Below are 16,662 nucleotides of genomic sequence, written 5' to 3'. Positions count from 1 at the left end.
GCCCTACTTAACGTAAGGAGCAGACATGGACAGACAACAAGGATTCACACTCATTGAGCTGATGGTGGTGATCGGCATTATTGCCATTCTGAGCGCCATCGGCGTTCCCGCATACCAGAACTACCTGCGAAAAGCAGCGTTGACCGATATGCTGCAAACCTTCATTCCCTACCGTACCGCCATTGAGCTTTGCGCCCTGGATCACGGCGGCGTGGAGAGCTGTGACGGAGGCAGTAATGGCATCCCGTCCCCCACCACTACCCGCTACGTTTCAGGCATGAACGTGGCGAAAGGCGTCGTGACCTTAACCGGCCAGGAGAGCCTTAACGGGCTGGAGGTGGTCATGACGCCACAATGGAGTGATGGCAACGGCATGACGGGGTGGACGCGTGACTGCAACATCGGTACCGACAGCGCGCTCAAGCAGGCCTGTGAAGACGTTTTCCGCTTCGACACCCACTGAGGAGCGGATGATGAATACCGATCAGCTTGTCGCACTTTGTCTGCGTCATCATGCCCTTCTGCTGAGCAGCGATAGCGACATGATTAGCATTGCCGTCGTGGGAAACCCCGGCCCTGAACTGATGGAAGCCCTGCGTTTCGCTACCCAGAAACGGATTGATATCGAGTGCTGGAGCGCCGAGCGCATGGAAAAGCACCGGCAGTTAACCACACAAACGCATCTGCCCGTCGTTACGCCGACACACTCAGCGGTGGATATTCTTAACCACACGCTGCAGCAGGCGATAAACCAACGCGCTTCTGATATTCATATTGAACCGATGGAGCAGACTTGCCAGATTCGCCTGCGCATCGACGGCGTGCTTTGCCCGCAGCCCCCACTTTCAGCCGCGCTGGCCACCATGCTCAGCGCCCGGTTAAAAGTGCTGGGTAACCTCGATATTGCGGAGCGCCGCTTACCGCAGGACGGTCAGTTTACGATTGAGCTGGCAAACGAGCCGGTCTCATTTCGCATCGCCACGCTTCCCTGCAGCGGCGGTGAAAAAATTGTACTGCGCCTGCTGCATCAGGTTCAGCAATCTCTTGAGCCAGAAACGTTGGGGATGAATACTAAACAGCTGGCCGGCTTTAGCGAAGTGCTCCACCAGCCGCAGGGGCTGATTCTGGTTACCGGCCCCACCGGCAGCGGTAAAACCGTAACGCTGTACAGCGCGCTGCAGGCTCGAAACACGCCGGATGTGAACATCTGCAGCGTGGAAGACCCGATAGAGATCCCGCTTGCAGGATTAAACCAGACGCAGATAAACCCGCGTGCGGGCCTTACCTTCCAGACGGTGCTGAGAGCGCTGCTACGTCAGGATCCTGACATCATTATGATCGGCGAAATTCGTGATGGCGAAACGGCAGAGATTGCCATTAATGCCGCACAAACCGGGCATCTGGTGTTGTCAACGCTACACACCAACTCGACGGCGGAAACCCTGATCCGCCTGCAGCAGATGGGGGTGGCGCGATGGATGATCTCTTCCGCCCTCTCGCTGGTCATCGCCCAGCGGCTGGTGCGCCGTTTATGCCCCCATTGCCGCCAGGAAACCGACATGCGGGCAGAACTGCCTCGCTCCGTTTGGCCCCGGCCGCTACCGCGCTGGCAACCCACCGGCTGTGAGCGCTGTTATCACGGTTTTTATGGTCGCGTCGCCATTTTTGAAGTGCTCGTCATTGACCAGACACTCCGGCAGGCCATTGCCAGCGGAGCGGGGTCAGAGGTGATTGAGGCCAGCGCCCGTCAGGCAGGAATGACATCCCTTTTCGAACATGGCTGTATGGCTGTTGAACAGGGACTGACCACGCTCGAAGAGTTGCTGCGTATCCTGGGAATGCCCGATGGCTGCTAATCACCTCTGGCGCTGGCGTGCGCTATCCGTTGAAGGAGAGCCCCGAAGCGGGGCTCTATGGGCAACTGACCGCAATGCGGCTTTCGACAGGCTGATGCGCAAAGCGCTGCATCCTCTGACAATCACCCGCTGCACGCAGAGGTATCGCTGGCGACCACATCACCGCTACGAGGTATTTCACCAGCTCGCCACGCTTTTGCAGGCGGGCCTGACACTGTCTGACAGCCTGCAGATGCTGGCGGACCAGCATCCGATAACACCCTGGCAGGCACTCCTGCAAAGCCTTGCCGATGAGCTGAGTGAAGGATGCCCTTTTTCTGAGGCGCTGAAGCGCTGGCCCGCGGTATTTAGCCCACTGTATGTGTCGATGGTGAAGACCGGCGAGCTAACCGGAAAACTGGAAACGTGCTGCCGTGAACTTGCCCAGCAACAAAAATCACAGCAGCAACTCAGTGCGAAAGTGAAAAAGGCACTGCGTTACCCGATGGTAATCCTGGCTCTGGCAGTACTCGTGGTGCTAGCCATGGTCACTCTGGTCTTGCCCGAGTTCGCCGCCATCTACAAAACGTTTAATACCCCGCTCCCGATGCTGACACAGATAGTCATGGGAATGGCAACGTTTATACAGTCCTATGCCCTCGCGCTGTTCGCGGGGCTACTTCTTCCCGTGAGCATCGCCTGGGGTTTGCGGCAGGATCCGCGCTGGCAACACGTACTGCTGCATATCCCCGTCATGGGCGCGCTGGCTAAAGGACAAAAGCTGGGGCAAATTTTTACCGTACTGTCGCTCACGCAGCAGGCGGGCATCGCTTTTTTAAAGGGTCTGGAGAGTGCAGAAGAGACGGTTGAGAGCAGGTACTGGCAGGGGATACTCCGCGCCATCCGGGAAGACATTGAAAAGGGTTATCCCCTTTGGGCATCCTTTCAAAAGGCGGCGGTTTTTACTCCGCTGTGTATTCAGCTATTGCGAACCGGCGAAACGTCAGGTGCGCTCGACATCATGCTGGTAAACCTGGCGCGTCACCACACGGAGCAAACCTTTCAGTCAGCAGATAACCTGGCTGCCGTGCTGGAGCCTGTGCTGCTGATCGTGACGGGTGTGATTATCGGCACGCTGGTGGTGGCAATGTATTTGCCTATCTTCCATCTCGGGGATGCGATGAGTGCGGGATAACGCTGGCACACGGATGTGCGCCAGCTTACGCGATTACAGGCTATTGAAAACGCGGTTTTCCTGTTCCTGAACGCGAATAAAGGTCGTGCGTTTCGTCAACTCTTTCAGGCGGGATGCCCCCACATAGGTGCAGGCCGAACGCAGGCCACCAAGAATGTCACGTGCGGTATTCTCAACCGGACCGCGCAGCGGCAGCTTCACGGTTTTGCCTTCTGCCGCACGGTATTTTGCAACGCCACCCACGTGACGGGTCATCGCCGATTCAGAGCTCATACCGTAGAACAGCATAAATTTCTCACCGTTCTCTTCCACCACGGTACCGCCACTCTCTTCGTGACCTGCCAGCATACCGCCAAGCATCACGAAGTCTGCGCCGCCGCCGAAAGCTTTCGCGACATCACCCGGGGTAGTACAACCGCCGTCACTGATGATCTGCCCGCCCAGGCCGTGCGCAGCATCGGCACATTCAATAACCGCAGAAAGCTGCGGATAACCGACACCGGTTTTCACACGCGTGGTGCACACGGAACCCGGGCCAATGCCCACTTTGACGATATCTGCGCCAGAGAGGATCAGCTCCTCACACATCTCGCCGGTCACTACGTTACCCGCAATGATGGTTTTGTTCGGCCAGGCTTCACGCGCCTTGCTCACGAACTGCACGAAATGTTCGGAATAACCATTCGCTACATCAATACAGACGAAGTTCAGCGCGGGGTTACTCTTGAGGATTTGTTTGGTCTTTTCGAAATCGGCATCTGAGGTTCCGGTAGAGACCATCACATGCTTCACGACCTCAGCAGAAGCGGATGCCACAAAGGCGTTCCACTCTTCAGGGCTGTAGTGTTTGTGAACTGCCGTGAGGATGTCGAACTGTGCCAGCGCGGTTGCCATCTCGAAGGTTCCCACGGTATCCATATTGGCAGCAATGATCGGCACGCCAGACCAGGTCTGACCGGAATGTTTAAAGGTGAATTGACGTTCGAGTTCAACGTCTGAGCGACTTTTCAGTGTAGAGCGTTTAGGGCGGATAAGAACGTCTTTGAAACCTAACTTCAGATCTTCTTCGATACGCATGTGCGGATTCCTGGGGTTAGAGGCAAATATGTTAAAAGCACAACTCCAGTGACGTTATCATACGCACTAATACCTGCTCCGCAAGACTGCGAAATTCTCTTTTTTTACGCTACAATCCTATAAATTTACCTGGTAAAAAGCCGGTAAAGAGAGCTAAACATTGGCTGGCACACGTTTGAATTTCAACCAACTGATCTTAATAATGAATAATTCCCAGGATTTGATTTAATGGGGTATACCGTCGCATTAACCGGCGGCATCGGTAGTGGCAAAAGTACCGTTGCGGACGCTTTCGCTCGCCTGGGTATCGCGATTATCGATGCCGATATCATTGCCCGTCAGGTGGTAGAACCGAATACACCCGCGTTAAAGGCCATTGAAGAACATTTTGGCCCGGCCATCATCAATGCGGACGGCACGCTAAATCGCCGGCAGCTTCGCGAATGCATTTTTTCCGATTCTGCGGAAAAGGTCTGGCTTAATGCCCTGCTCCACCCCATTATCCACCAGGAAACCCAGCGTCAGATTGCCGCCGCCCGCTCACCGTATGTGCTGTGGGTAGTTCCGTTGCTGGTAGAAAATCAGCTGCAGAAGAAAGCCGATCGGGTTCTGGTCATTGATGTCCTTCCCGAAACGCAAATCCAGCGAACCATGACGCGCGATCGCGTCTCGCGCGAACATGCCGAACAAATTCTTGCCGCTCAGGCCACGCGCGATCAGCGCCTGGCCGTTGCGGATGATGTTATTGATAATAACGGCGCACCAGATGCCATTGCATCGGATGTTGCCCGTCTGCACGCGCAGTATTTGACCTTCGCCGCGCAGGCCGTTGCACAGGAAAAACCATAATGTCGACTCACATCCTTTTTGAGCATCCGCTTAACGAAAAAATGCGTACCTGGCTGCGTATCGAATTTCTTATTCAACAACTCTCGCAACACCTGCCTGTCAACGATCACGCCACTGCGTTGCACTTCTTCCGCAATGTGGGCGACCTGCTGGATGTGATTGAGCGTGGAGATGTTCGCACCGAATTACTGAAAGAACTTGAGCGTCAGCAGCGTAAACTGCAGGCATGGGCGGAAGTCCCGGGTGTTGATCAAAGCCGTATCGATTCCCTGCGTCAGCAGTTAAAAAGCAGTAGCAGCACGTTAATGGCTGCCCCTCGCGTTGGCCAGTTTTTGCGTGAAGATCGCTTGATTGCCCTGGTACGCCAGCGCCTGAGTATACCCGGTGGATGCTGCAGCTTTGACCTGCCGACGCTTCATATGTGGCTGCACATGCCGCAAACGCAGCGTGATGCGCAGGTGAATATCTGGCTGGAAAGCCTGGAGCCGATGCACCGGACGTTATCGCTGATCCTCGATCTTATCCGTAACTCTGCGCCGTTCCGCAAGCAGACCAGCCTGAACGGTTTTTACCAGGATAACGGGGACGATGCCGATCTGCTGCGACTGAACCTTTCGCTCGACGTGCAGCTTTACCCGCAAATCTCCGGGCATAAGAGCCGTTTTGCGATTCGCTTTATGCCGCTGGACAGTGAAAATGGCACCGTGCCGGAACGCCTCGATTTTGAACTGGCCTGTTGTTAAGGAGTGCCAATGTCTGACGTAACCATCGTAAACTGCCCAACCTGTGGCAAAAGTGTTGTCTGGGGCGAAGTGAGCCCATACCGCCCATTCTGCTGTAAACGCTGTCAGTTAATTGACCTGGGCGAATGGGCGGCGGAAGAGAAACGCATTCCGAGTGAAGGCACTCTTTCGGACAGCGATGACTGGAGTGAAGAACAGCAGTAAATTAAACGCCCTGCACTAACCGGGTAATCACAGGCTCATTTGCCGGCGGGAATTTGTCGGCATCGCTTGCCTGCAGTTCAACCCAGTTACCCGGTTGCCCCTCTTTGCCCCAGGGATCCCCCTCCCAGTTTTCCACCAGCCAGAACCAAAGCGTAATGTGACGATCGGGAAACTGGTATTCGAGCTTGTCAAACAGCGTTGCGCCAAGCGGGGTGATCCCCACTTCTTCCTGAAGCTCACGGATCAGCGCCTGTTCCGGCGTTTCGCCTGATTCGATTTTCCCGCCCGGAAACTCCCATTTGTTCGCCATATGGGCGTCGGCGGCGCGCTGGGTGATAAAGAACTGGTTTTGCGGGTTGCGAATAATCCCGACGGCAATTTGCAGTATTTTCATATTGTCACTTCCATAAAAAAGGCGCAGATTTCTGCGCCTTTTTGTTTTGTTATGAATTTAGCTCAGACGACCGTGGCACGCCTTGTATTTTTTACCGGAACCACACGGGCACGGATCGTTGCGGCCAACTTTACGATCGCCAGTCTGGGCCGCGATCGCTGCAGCAGCTTCGCTCTCGTCAGTCTGGTGGCTCAGCTGTTGCATCTGTGCCAGACGCTCAGCTTCTTCACGGCGCTGTTGCTCCATTGCTTCCACTTCTTCCGGCATGCGTACCTGAACTTTGCTCAGGGTGCTGATCACTTCATACTTCAGTGACTCCAGCATGGACGCAAACATGGCGAAGGATTCACGCTTGTACTCCTGCTTCGGATCTTTCTGCGCGTAACCACGCAGGTGGATACCCTGACGCAGGTAGTCCATCGCCGCCAGGTGCTCTTTCCACAGGGAGTCCAGCGTTTGCAACATCACGCCTTTTTCAAAGTGACGCATCATCTCAGCGCCAACGACTTCTTCCTTACGCTTGTATACGTCCAGCGCGGTTTCGAAAATACGTTCACGCAGGGTCTCTTCGTGCAGCTCAGGCTCTTTGTCCAGCCACTCTTTGATTGGCAGTTCGAGGTCGAAGTCGTTTTTCAGGCGTTCCTGCAGACCTTCGATATCCCACATTTCTTCCAGAGACTGCGGTGGAATATGCGCGTCGATAGTCGCTTTGAATACGTCTTCGCGAATGCTGTTGATGGTGTCGCTCACGTCGGACACGTCCAGCAGCTCGTTACGCTGGGTATAGATGGCACGACGCTGGTCGTTGGCCACATCATCATATTCCAGCAGCTGCTTACGAATATCGAAGTTGCGGCTTTCCACTTTACGCTGAGCGTTAGCAATCGCTTTAGTGACCCACGGGTGTTCAATGGCTTCGCCAGGTTTCATACCCAGTTTACGCATCATGCCGGAAACACGGTCGGAGGCGAAAATACGCATCAGCGCATCTTCCATAGACAGGTAGAAGCGGGAAGAACCGGCATCACCCTGACGACCCGCACGGCCGCGCAGCTGGTTATCGATACGACGAGATTCGTGACGTTCGGTACCAATGATATGCAAACCACCGGATGCCAGCACCGCGTCATGGCGTACCTGCCAGTCCGCTTTAATCTGAGCAATCTGCTCCGGCGTTGGGTTTTCCAGCTCGGCAATCTCTGCCTGCCAGCTACCACCCAGCATAATGTCGGTACCACGACCCGCCATGTTGGTGGCGATTGTTACCGCTGCCGGGTAACCCGCCTGCGCAACGATATCCGCCTCTTTGGCGTGGAATTTCGCGTTAAGAACGTTGTGTTTGATGCCCGCTTTGGTCAACTCATTGGAAACCACTTCGGATTTCTCGATGGAGATTGTCCCCACCAGCACCGGCTGGCCATTAGCGGTACGATCGCGAATATCTTCAATGATTGCCTGAATTTTTTCCGCTTCGGTCATGTACACCAGGTCCGGCATATCCTTACGGATCATTGGACGGTTGGTTGGAACGACCACGGTATCCAGTTTGTAGATGGAGCTGAATTCAAATGCTTCGGTATCTGCAGTACCGGTCATCCCCGCCAGCTTCTCGTACAAACGGAAGTAGTTCTGGAAGGTAATAGAGGCCAGCGTCTGGTTTTCATTTTGAATATCAACGCCTTCTTTGGCCTCAACGGCCTGGTGCAGACCGTCAGACCAGCGACGACCCTGCATGGTACGGCCGGTGTGCTCATCAACGATGATAACTTCACCGTCTTTCACGATGTAGTCGACATCGCGGGTGAACAGCGCGTGGGCACGCAACGCGGCAGTGACGTGGTGCATCAGCATAATGTTCGTCGGAGAGTACAGAGACTCGCCCTCTTCCATGATGCCTTCAGCCACCAGCAGCTCTTCAATTTTCACCAGACCGCGTTCGGTCAGGTTCACCTGCCGCGCTTTTTCATCGACAGAGAAGTGACCTTCACCCTGGAAGGTGTCGGAATCTTCTTTCTCCTGACGCAGCAGGTGCGGAATGATTTTATCGACTTTACGGTACATCTCGGAGCTGTCTTCGGCCGGGCCGGAGATGATCAGCGGGGTACGCGCTTCATCGATCAGGATGGAGTCCACCTCATCCACCAGCGCATAGTGCAGTTTACGCTGCACGCGCTCTTCAGGGCTAAACGCCATGTTGTCACGCAGGTAGTCGAAGCCGTATTCGTTGTTGGTACCGTAGGTGATATCCGCGTTATAGGCTTCACGTTTGGCGGGTGCCGGCAGACCGGACATGTTGATGCCAACGGTCATGCCCAGGAATTCGAACAGGGGACGGTTGTTTTCGGCATCACGCTGTGCCAGATAGTCGTTGACGGTAACGACGTGAACGCCTTTACCGGTCAGTGCGTTCAGGTAGGCGGGCAGCGTTGCGGTCAGGGTTTTACCTTCACCGGTACGCATTTCCGCGATGCAGCGCTCGTTAAGCACCATACCACCCAGCAGCTGAACGTCGAAGTGACGCATGCCAAACACACGTTTACTGGCCTCACGCACAACGGCGAAGGCTTCAGGGATCAGGCTTTCCAGCGTTTCGCCTTTTTCAAGACGCGCGCGGAATTCTACGGTTTTCGCTTTCAGCTCGTCATCAGAGAGCTTCTCCATCGCCGGCTCCATGCCATTGATGACGGTAACAGCTTTGCGCATACGGCGCAGGGTACGATCGTTACGACTACCAAAAACTTTTGTTAACAATTTGATTAGCATAATAAATTCTCAAACGCCCCAGGTTGGGCAGATAAATTAAGGTATTGAAAAAAGGTTAATTTAGCTGAGGCGTTGAGGCCCGGCGCGGATGCCGTGGGCCTGGCTAATCCATGTCGAAACGGAGAAGGTCGCAGGAGGAACGTGCGCGATTTGCGTGGTCTGACGCACCATGACGGGTGGCTGACTGTCCTGCGTAAGCAGCGCGTTAAGCGTGTCCAGCAGAGCAAGATGCTGCGCCTGTACCGGCAGCGTCTCTTCAGCAACAGGCAGTGCCTGCGGAGCCATCGCAAATGACAGATGGCGAATAACGGTACGGATCGCATGCTGGTGCCAGTAATCCACCGAGAAATTCGGGCGGCGATTGGCTTCAAGCCACGCCAGGTTAGTAAAATTAACCCGCGTGTTGAGATCGTGTTTGGTTGTGGAGGTCTTCGTCGGCGTCGCCGCTTCCGCACTGTTGCTGAGCGCAGGCAAGCCGAAACTCGCCGCGACCATCCCCAATAAGAGATGCGGCCAGAAGTAACGTCTGCCAAATTGTCGCCAGCGCGTCAGTATTCCGCTCACTTGCTCCACCACATTAAGCCAGCCTTCAACAGGCTGAATTCAATTATTCTTTTAAGCGCCCAGATATTACCACTAAAGCCAATACACAGCAGCAGGAATGACGTATTGCTGCGGGGAAAAACGGTCAAGAATGCAGCTAACGCACAGATTTTCTGCACCGGGTAAACGAGAAGTGACGCTGGGGCAAATAAATGAAGAGGGGTAAAAATAAAAACGACTGGTCTCCCTGGTCGGAGAGAGTACCAAGTTAACCAGTCGATTTTTTACGAAACGGCTTTAACCGTTACGCCAGTACCGTGTTTGGTGCTTTGAAGGCCAGCGGCAGCTCAGCTTCGTCTTCAAAGGTCACATATTCCCAGGCTTCCTGTTTTGCCAGGACTGCCTGCAACAGTTTGTTGTTCAGTGCATGACCGGATTTAAACGCGGTAAATGCACCAATGATGTTGTGACCACACATAAACAGGTCGCCGATAGCATCCAGCATTTTGTGACGAACGAATTCATCTTCAAAACGCAGACCGTCTTCGTTCAGTACGCGATAATCGTCAACAACGATGGCACAATCGAAGCTGCCGCCCAGGCACAGGCCGCGGGACTGCAGATATTCGATATCACGCATGAAGCCAAACGTACGGGCACGGCTGATCTGGCGCATAAACGCATCAGCAGAGAAGTTCATCGCATAGCGTTGGGTGCTGGCATCAATCGCCGGATGGTTAAAATCGATGGTAAAGTCCAACGAGAAACCATTGTACGGTTTGAATTCAGCCCATTTGTCGCCATCTTCGACGCGAACGGTCTCTTTGATACGAACAAATTTTTTCGCGCAGTTCAGTTCTTCGATGCCGGCATCCAGCAACAGATAGACGAACGGAGCAGCACTACCATCCATGATCGGGATTTCTGGCGCATCGACTTCAACCATAATGTTGTCGATACCCAGACCCGCCAGGGCGGCGTTCAGGTGCTCTACGGTAGAAATCCGCACGTCATGCTCGTTCACCAGACAAGTACAGAGCATAGTATCACGCACAGATTTGGCATCGGCCGGAAAGTCTACCGGTGGATTCAAGTCGGTGCGACGATAGATGACCCCGGTATTGGCCGGCGCAGGGCGTAACGTCAGTGTGACTTTCTTGCCGGTATGTAAACCGACACCAGTCGCCTGAACGATACGTTTAAGTGTCCTTTGTTTGATCATCGTATAATCTCGCCAAATTAACTATCCAACCGAAAGTGTATATCACTGACGGTGGGCCAGTTTAGCACAAAGAGCGAAAATCCCCAAATTCCAGCCAATTCTTAGTCAGCTTGCTTGCGCAGGAACGCCGGGATATCCAGATAATCTGGCTCTTTCGCCGTTTGCGGAGTGGGGTCGTTAACCACTTTCGCGGCCGGTTTCTGCTCCTGAGTCAGAGGAGACATACCGTGCTGCTGGTAACGATCCATAACCGGCTGCTGAGTCTGTTTGTTGGTCACCAGGGTGATCTCAGGACGCTTGTCCATACCGATACCGGTAGCAACAACAGTAACACGCAGCTCGTCGTTCATTTCCGGGTCAAGGGAAGTACCGATTACCACGGTAGCGTTGTCAGAGGCGAACGCACGGATAGTGTTACCCACGGTTTCAAACTCATCCAGACGCAGGTCGAAGCCAGCGGTAATGTTGACCAGCACGCCGCGCGCACCAGACAGGTCGATATCTTCCAGCAGTGGAGAAGAGATAGCCATTTCAGCCGCTTCTTCTGCACGGTCTTCACCGCTTGCCACGCCAGAGCCCATCATCGCGTAGCCCATTTCGGACATCACGGTACGAACGTCTGCAAAGTCAACGTTCATCAGACCCGGACGGGTAATCAGTTCAGCGATACCCTGCACCGCGCCTTTCAGCACGTCGTTGGCTGCGCCAAAAGCGTCCAGCAGAGAGATACCGCGACCCAGAACTTTCAACAGTTTGTCGTTCGGGATGGTAATCAACGAGTCCACGTGCTTGGACAGTTCAGTGATACCCTGCTCCGCAAAAGCCATACGCTTCTTGCCTTCAAAGTTGAAAGGCTTGGTCACGACAGCAACGGTCAGGATACCTAAATCTTTCGCTACTTCAGCCACAACAGGTGCTGCGCCGGTACCCGTACCGCCACCCATACCTGCTGCGATAAAGACCATGTCCGCACCTTCCAGTGCAGCGCGCAGGGCCTCACGATCTTCTTCAGCCGCATTACGACCGACTTCCGGGTTAGCCCCAGCGCCCAGCCCTTTGGTGATGCCACCGCCGATCTGGATAGTCTGGCCTACAGCCGTCTTACGCAGTGCCTGTGCATCGGTGTTAACTGCAAAGAACTCAACACCTTCAATGCGTTCACGCACCATATGCTCTACGGCGTTACCGCCGCCGCCACCGACGCCGATGACTTTAATCACCGCGTCGTTGGTCAGTTCCATAGGTTCAAACATAATTTCTCTCTCCGTTGTGCCTGTCGCCCGAGACCGCTAATTCTCTCCGGTCTCTTAAAAAAATTAAAACTCTTTTCGCAACCAGTTGTTCAGTCGTTTGACCCACGACCCAACTGAGACGCGTTTTTCCACTTCTGCTTCACCACTGAGATGAGATTCTTTCCCGTAGTGGAGCAGGCCCACGGCCGTTGAATAGTACGGCTCCTGAGCATAATCCGTTAAACCGGTGATATTCAGCGGAGCACCGATACGCACTTGCGTATGGAACACGCGCTGAGCGCAGGCCGCAAGACCTTCAATTTGCGCTGCCCCGCCGGTTAATACAATCCCCGCTGCAAGATGATGTTTCACGCCCTGCTGGCGAAGCTGTTCCTGTAACTGCAAAATCTCTTCGTTGACCAGGTTAAGCAGCTCGGTATAACGCGGCTCAATGACCTCTGCCAACGTCTGGCGCTGCAGGCTGCGCGGTGGACGTCCGCCCACGCTCGGCACTTCAACGCTCTCATCTTTGCCAACGATAGACCCCAGCGCACAGCCGTGGCGTACTTTAATCGCTTCTGCATCACTCGGGGGCGTACCAAAAGCGTAAGCAATATCGCTGGTCACAACGTTCCCGGCATACGGGATCACTTTGGTGTGGCGCAGCGCACCGCCGGTATACACGGCCATGTCCATTGTACCACCACCAATATCGACCACACAGACACCCAGTTCACGTTCATCTTCGGTCAGCACGGAATAGCTCGCTGCAAGACCGGCGAAAATGAGTTGGTCAACTTTCAGGCCACAACGTTCAACGGCTTTTACAATGTTCTTCGCCATATCGTTGTGACATGTGATCAAGTGCACTTTTGCCTGCATACGTACGCCGGAGAGACCGACCGGGTTTTTGATCCCTTCCTGGTAGTCAATCGCATACTCCTGCGGGATCACGTGCAGCACGCGATGCTCATCGCGAACGCGCACGGATTTCGCCGTATGCACAACGTTTTCAACGTCTTCCTGCGTCACTTCTTCTTCGGAAATCGGCACCATGCCGATTTCGTTCTGGCAGCTAATGTGCTTACCCGAAAGCGCCAGATAAACAGAGGAAATCTGGCAATCTGCCATCAATTCAGCCTGATCGATGGCGCGCTGTACGCACTTCACCACCGACTCAAGATCGTTAACCCCACCTTTATCCATACCACGGGACGGGCAACTGCCCACGCCAATGATATTGACCATACCGTCGGGCAGAACTTCCCCTACTAAAGCGGCAACCTTCGCGGTGCCAATCTCCAGTCCAACTACCAGTTTTCTGTCCGTCGCCTTGATCATTGTTGTTCTGCCTGTACCTGTGCCTGATTCTGTTGCTGATTAGGTTCCTCGACCGGAGCCGGTTCCCAACCGACTGCTGCGCCTGAGTCATAGCGCAAATCAACGTAGCTTATCCGTTTGCCGTCAGTCTGTGCCTGCTGCTGTAAAACCGGGTAAAGTTCTACAAATCGCGCCAGACGTTTCATTGTGTCCCCGCGACCCAGGTTGAGCTTAATGCCGTTCGTTAACGTCAGTTGCCAGGAGCGGCGCGCCGTCATTGCAGCATCTTTTAGCGTAAACCTGTCCTTCGCCAGCACCTGACCCATTTCACGAAAACCTTGTAACACTTCATTTTCGCTACCTTCCGGGCCATACAACATCGGTAAATTTTGCTTGTTGACACGATCGGCCGGGACGCTGAAGGAATTTCCGTCTACGTCAACCATGTGCTGATCATTCCAACGCGCAATGGGCACATATTCAACCAGATGAATCTTCAATTCATCAGGCCATTGCTTTCTGACACTCGCCTGTTTTATCCATGGCAGACGTTCAATCTGACTCTGGATAATATTGACGTCCTGCGTCATAAAGGTGCCAGGCGATCCCAGCGCCAGAATTGTCTGGCGAATGTCATCGTTACGGGTGTAATGACGCTCACCGGTGACCACCAGCTTCGAAAGCGGCAACCGTTGCGCATCTTCCATCCAGCCCAGAACCATCCAGCCGCTGATAAACACGGTGCACAGCACCCCGAGCAGGAAAATAATACCTGCAAGACGCGTTCCATTACTCCGGCGTGAAGAAGAGTATTCTTCTTCGTCATCGCGGTTGCGCGTGTTCAATGCAGCCTGAGACATATCAGCCCGCCTGGTCCAGAATACGTACGACTAATTGCGAGAAGCTCATCCCCGCCTGACGCGCTGCCATCGGCACAAGGCTGTGGCTGGTCATTCCCGGAGAAGTATTTGCTTCTAGCAGATAAAATTGTCCATCACTGTCGAGCATCACGTCGATGCGGCCCCATCCACGGCAACCCAGAACATGCCAGGCTTTAACCACCAGGGACTGTAAATCGGTTTCACGCTCAGCTTCAAGACCACTTGGGCAGAAATATTGCGTCTCATCAGAGAGATACTTCGCCTCATAATCATAGAAGGTTCCGGCCGGTTGGATACGAATTGACGGTAAAATTTCTTCGCCAAGCATCGCGACGGTAAATTCCGGCCCGCTGAGCCATTTTTCAATCAGAACTTCTTCATCATGTTGAAATGCCAGGGCTAAAGCGGAAGATAAATCCTCAGCTTTCTCAACTTTGGACATGCCAACGCTCGACCCTTCGCGGCTGGGCTTTACAATAACCGGTAAGCCCAGCTCAGCAATGCGTGCATTAACGCTATCGGAGAGGCCCATTTCAAATTCGCGACGCGTCAGGGCAACCCAGGGGGCAACGGGTAAACCCGCGCCCTGCCACAGCAGTTTACTGCGCAGTTTATCCATAGAAATGGCGGAGGCCATCACACCGCTGCCGGTGTACGGCATGCCGGTGAGTTCCAGCAGCCCCTGAAGGGTGCCGTCTTCGCCACCACGGCCATGTAACGCGATAAAGACTTTATCGAAGCCCATCGCCTTTAACTGGGTTACGTCAGTCTCTTTCGGATCGACCAGGTGCGCATCCACACCACCTTCACGCAGGCCCGCCAGTACAGCGGCACCTGAATTCAGGGAAACCTCGCGCTCGGCGGATGTGCCGCCAGACAGGACAGCAATCTTATCAGCCATGATGCTCATCCTCCTGAGTTTGCGGCTTCAGTTTGATTTCAGCTAAGGTACGGGCGATTTTGCCGATATTTCCCGCGCCCTGAATCAGAATTAGATCGTTGCCGGTCAGCACCGGGGCCAGAATTTCAGCCACCTGGGCAGGATCGGAAACCAAAATAGGGTCTACTTTACCGCGTCCGCGGATGGTACGACATAAAGAACGGCTGTCTGCACCAGGAATAGGAGTTTCGCCCGCTGCATAAACATCCAGCATCAGGAGCGTATCCACCTGTGACAGGACGCTGGCGAAATCGTCATACAGGTCACGGGTACGCGTGAAACGGTGCGGCTGGAAGATCATGACCAGTTTTTTTTCTGGCCAGCCTGCACGCGCGGCTTTGATCGTTGCGTCCACTTCCGTCGGGTGGTGACCGTAGTCATCAACCAGCATGGCAGTACCGGGTTTACCGTTCACCGCCTCCAGCGGGTATTCACCGAGGAAGTCGAAGCGACGCCCGGTTCCCTGGAAGCTTTCCAGTGCACGAAGAATGGCTTCGTCATCAATGCCTTCTTCTGTCGCCACGGCCACTGCCGCTGCGGCATTCAGGGCGTTGTGACGCCCTGGTGCATTCAGGGTGACATGCAGCAGTTCTTTGTCCTGACGCGCCAGGGTGAAATGCCCCTGCGCACCCAGCTGTTTGTAATCTTCCACGCGGACATCAGCGTCTTCGCTGAAGCCGTAAGTCGTGATTTGACGTCCGACGCGCGGCAACAGCTCGCGAATCACCGGATCGTCTACACACATTACCGCGCGTCCATAGAACGGCAGGTTGTGCAGGAAATTAATAAAGGTCTGCTTTAAGTTCTCGAAGTCGCCCTGGTAAGTATCCATATGGTCGGCTTCGATATTGGTGACGATGGCGACCATCGGCTGCAGATGCAGGAACGACGCATCGCTCTCATCCGCTTCGGCAATTAAATAACGGCTGTGTCCGAGACGTGCATGCACGCCTGCCGCTTTTACCAGACCACCATTGACGAACGTCGGGTCGAGGCCCGCTTCTGCATAAATGCTGGAGACCATCGCCGTGGTGGTGGTTTTGCCGTGGGTTCCGGCAATCGCAATGCCATGACGAAAACGCATCAACTCCGCCAGCATTTCCGCACGGCGGATCACCGGAATACGCGCTTCGTGCGCGGCCACGATTTCCGGGTTATCAGAGGAGATGGCGCTCGACACGACCACCACACTCGCATCGCGCACGTTTTCCGGGCGATGATTGAAATAGATAGTCGCCCCAAGCGACGCCAGCTGCTGCGTAACAGGGTTTGGCGCCAGGTCAGACCCGCTGATCTGATAGCCTTCGTTAGCTAACACTTCGGCAATACCGCCCATGCCAGCACCACCGATGCCAACAAAGTGAATGTGCCGGACGCGACGCATCTCGGGCACGATAGAACGCAGTTTTGCCAGTTGTTGTGTATTCATTCTCTAAACGCCATCGACTACTTAAAAAATTCGTG

At 54.4% G+C, this 16,662-nt stretch carries 16 protein-coding genes; 6 read left to right on the top strand and 10 right to left on the bottom strand.

Features of this window, described 5'->3' with window-relative positions; all coding sequences use genetic code 11:
- Window positions 1-25: 25 nt before the first annotated feature.
- The 3 genes from ppdD to hofC are packed head-to-tail and all read left to right on the top strand — an operon-like array spanning window position 26 to window position 3,030.
- Window positions 26-463, top strand: a complete 438-nt coding sequence (gene ppdD / locus AB6731_RS14190) for a prepilin peptidase-dependent pilin (protein WP_014168644.1) — start codon at window positions 26-28, stop codon at window positions 461-463.
- A 10-nt stretch (window positions 464-473) separates the two neighbouring features.
- Window positions 474-1,856, top strand: a complete 1,383-nt coding sequence (gene gspE / locus AB6731_RS14185; RefSeq protein WP_371006508.1) for a type II secretion system protein GspE — start codon at window positions 474-476, stop codon at window positions 1,854-1,856.
- The gene (gene hofC, locus AB6731_RS14180) at window positions 1,846-3,030 is read left to right on the top strand and encodes a protein transport protein HofC (RefSeq protein WP_371006489.1); all 1,185 of its coding nucleotides are present in this window, start codon (window positions 1,846-1,848) and stop codon (window positions 3,028-3,030) included. The genes gspE and hofC overlap by 11 nt, the downstream gene beginning before the upstream one ends.
- Before the next feature lie 33 nt (window positions 3,031-3,063).
- Here hofC and AB6731_RS14175 read toward each other — a convergent pair whose 3' ends face one another.
- On the bottom strand, window positions 3,064-4,107 hold the full coding sequence (locus AB6731_RS14175) for a GMP reductase (RefSeq protein WP_014168641.1): 1,044 nt from the start codon (window positions 4,105-4,107) through the stop codon (window positions 3,064-3,066).
- A gap of 228 nt (window positions 4,108-4,335) precedes the next feature.
- On the opposite strand from AB6731_RS14175, the gene coaE reads away from it, so the two are divergent.
- Genes coaE through yacG form a run of 3 tightly spaced genes read left to right on the top strand, consistent with a single transcriptional unit; the run spans window position 4,336 to window position 5,903 of the window.
- The gene (coaE, locus tag AB6731_RS14170) at window positions 4,336-4,956 is read left to right on the top strand and encodes a dephospho-CoA kinase (protein WP_014168640.1); all 621 of its coding nucleotides are present in this window, start codon (window positions 4,336-4,338) and stop codon (window positions 4,954-4,956) included.
- Window positions 4,956-5,699 (top strand): cell division protein ZapD, encoded by a 744-nt coding sequence (gene zapD / locus AB6731_RS14165; RefSeq protein ID WP_014168639.1) that lies wholly within the window; start codon window positions 4,956-4,958, stop codon window positions 5,697-5,699. Before coaE ends, zapD begins: the two co-directional genes overlap by 1 nt.
- 9 nt (window positions 5,700-5,708) lie before the next feature.
- Entirely contained in the window at window positions 5,709-5,903 is a 195-nt protein-coding gene (gene yacG, locus AB6731_RS14160; protein ID WP_020882580.1) for a DNA gyrase inhibitor YacG, read from the top strand.
- 1 nt (window position 5,904) lies between these two features.
- Here the strand turns inward: yacG and mutT are convergent, their stop codons facing one another.
- From mutT to murC, 9 genes are all read right to left on the bottom strand, one after another.
- Window positions 5,905-6,297, bottom strand: a complete 393-nt coding sequence (gene mutT / locus AB6731_RS14155; protein WP_014168637.1) for an 8-oxo-dGTP diphosphatase MutT — start codon at window positions 6,295-6,297, stop codon at window positions 5,905-5,907.
- Between the two features lie 57 nt (window positions 6,298-6,354).
- Window positions 6,355-9,060 carry a preprotein translocase subunit SecA gene (gene secA / locus AB6731_RS14150; RefSeq protein WP_014168636.1) on the bottom strand — a complete coding sequence of 902 codons (2,706 nt, stop codon included), beginning with the start codon at window positions 9,058-9,060 and terminating at the stop codon, window positions 6,355-6,357.
- Window positions 9,061-9,120: 60 nt separating this feature from the next.
- Entirely contained in the window at window positions 9,121-9,624 is a 504-nt protein-coding gene (gene secM, locus AB6731_RS14145) for a secA translation cis-regulator SecM (protein WP_072126512.1), read from the bottom strand.
- Window positions 9,625-9,907: 283 nt separating this feature from the next.
- Window positions 9,908-10,825, bottom strand: coding sequence for a UDP-3-O-acyl-N-acetylglucosamine deacetylase (lpxC, locus tag AB6731_RS14140; protein WP_014168633.1), 918 nt, complete (start codon window positions 10,823-10,825; stop codon window positions 9,908-9,910).
- A gap of 101 nt (window positions 10,826-10,926) precedes the next feature.
- On the bottom strand, window positions 10,927-12,078 hold the full coding sequence (ftsZ, locus tag AB6731_RS14135) for a cell division protein FtsZ (RefSeq protein WP_008501978.1): 1,152 nt from the start codon (window positions 12,076-12,078) through the stop codon (window positions 10,927-10,929).
- Window positions 12,079-12,141: 63 nt separating this feature from the next.
- Window positions 12,142-13,398, bottom strand: a complete 1,257-nt coding sequence (gene ftsA / locus AB6731_RS14130; protein WP_006173845.1) for a cell division protein FtsA — start codon at window positions 13,396-13,398, stop codon at window positions 12,142-12,144.
- Entirely contained in the window at window positions 13,395-14,237 is an 843-nt protein-coding gene (ftsQ, locus tag AB6731_RS14125) for a cell division protein FtsQ (protein ID WP_014168632.1), read from the bottom strand. Before ftsQ ends, ftsA begins: the two co-directional genes overlap by 4 nt.
- Before the next feature lies 1 nt (window position 14,238).
- Entirely contained in the window at window positions 14,239-15,159 is a 921-nt protein-coding gene (locus AB6731_RS14120) for a D-alanine--D-alanine ligase (RefSeq protein WP_020882578.1), read from the bottom strand.
- Window positions 15,152-16,627 (bottom strand): UDP-N-acetylmuramate--L-alanine ligase, encoded by a 1,476-nt coding sequence (gene murC, locus AB6731_RS14115; RefSeq protein WP_151888034.1) that lies wholly within the window; start codon window positions 16,625-16,627, stop codon window positions 15,152-15,154. The genes AB6731_RS14120 and murC overlap by 8 nt, the downstream gene beginning before the upstream one ends.
- Window positions 16,628-16,662: the final 35 nt, after the last annotated feature.

Source organism: Enterobacter sp. RCC_40 (assembly GCF_041360735.1).
GTDB classification, from domain to species: Bacteria; Pseudomonadota; Gammaproteobacteria; order Enterobacterales; family Enterobacteriaceae; genus Enterobacter; species Enterobacter ludwigii.
The sequence above is the reverse complement of the archived record's forward strand: the minus strand, read 5'-3'. Positions and strand labels throughout refer to the sequence as shown.

Excerpts from the sequence above, each read along its gene's own strand:
- ftsA (WP_006173845.1), bottom strand. The coding sequence starts at position 13,398 with ATGATCAAGGCGACGGACAGAAAACTGGTAGTTGGACTGGAGATTGGC.
- coaE (WP_014168640.1), top strand. The coding sequence starts at position 4,336 with ATGGGGTATACCGTCGCATTAACCGGCGGCATCGGTAGTGGCAAAAGT.
- AB6731_RS14175 (WP_014168641.1), bottom strand. The coding sequence starts at position 4,107 with ATGCGTATCGAAGAAGATCTGAAGTTAGGTTTCAAAGACGTTCTTATC.
- ppdD (WP_014168644.1), top strand. The coding sequence starts at position 26 with ATGGACAGACAACAAGGATTCACACTCATTGAGCTGATGGTGGTGATC.
- yacG (WP_020882580.1), top strand. The coding sequence starts at position 5,709 with ATGTCTGACGTAACCATCGTAAACTGCCCAACCTGTGGCAAAAGTGTT.
- hofC (WP_371006489.1), top strand. The coding sequence starts at position 1,846 with ATGGCTGCTAATCACCTCTGGCGCTGGCGTGCGCTATCCGTTGAAGGA.
- secA (WP_014168636.1), bottom strand. The coding sequence starts at position 9,060 with ATGCTAATCAAATTGTTAACAAAAGTTTTTGGTAGTCGTAACGATCGT.
- zapD (WP_014168639.1), top strand. The coding sequence starts at position 4,956 with ATGTCGACTCACATCCTTTTTGAGCATCCGCTTAACGAAAAAATGCGT.
- gspE (WP_371006508.1), top strand. The coding sequence starts at position 474 with ATGAATACCGATCAGCTTGTCGCACTTTGTCTGCGTCATCATGCCCTT.
- murC (WP_151888034.1), bottom strand. The coding sequence starts at position 16,627 with ATGAATACACAACAACTGGCAAAACTGCGTTCTATCGTGCCCGAGATG.
- lpxC (WP_014168633.1), bottom strand. The coding sequence starts at position 10,825 with ATGATCAAACAAAGGACACTTAAACGTATCGTTCAGGCGACTGGTGTC.
- ftsZ (WP_008501978.1), bottom strand. The coding sequence starts at position 12,078 with ATGTTTGAACCTATGGAACTGACCAACGACGCGGTGATTAAAGTCATC.
- AB6731_RS14120 (WP_020882578.1), bottom strand. The coding sequence starts at position 15,159 with ATGGCTGATAAGATTGCTGTCCTGTCTGGCGGCACATCCGCCGAGCGC.
- ftsQ (WP_014168632.1), bottom strand. The coding sequence starts at position 14,237 with ATGTCTCAGGCTGCATTGAACACGCGCAACCGCGATGACGAAGAAGAA.
- mutT (WP_014168637.1), bottom strand. The coding sequence starts at position 6,297 with ATGAAAATACTGCAAATTGCCGTCGGGATTATTCGCAACCCGCAAAAC.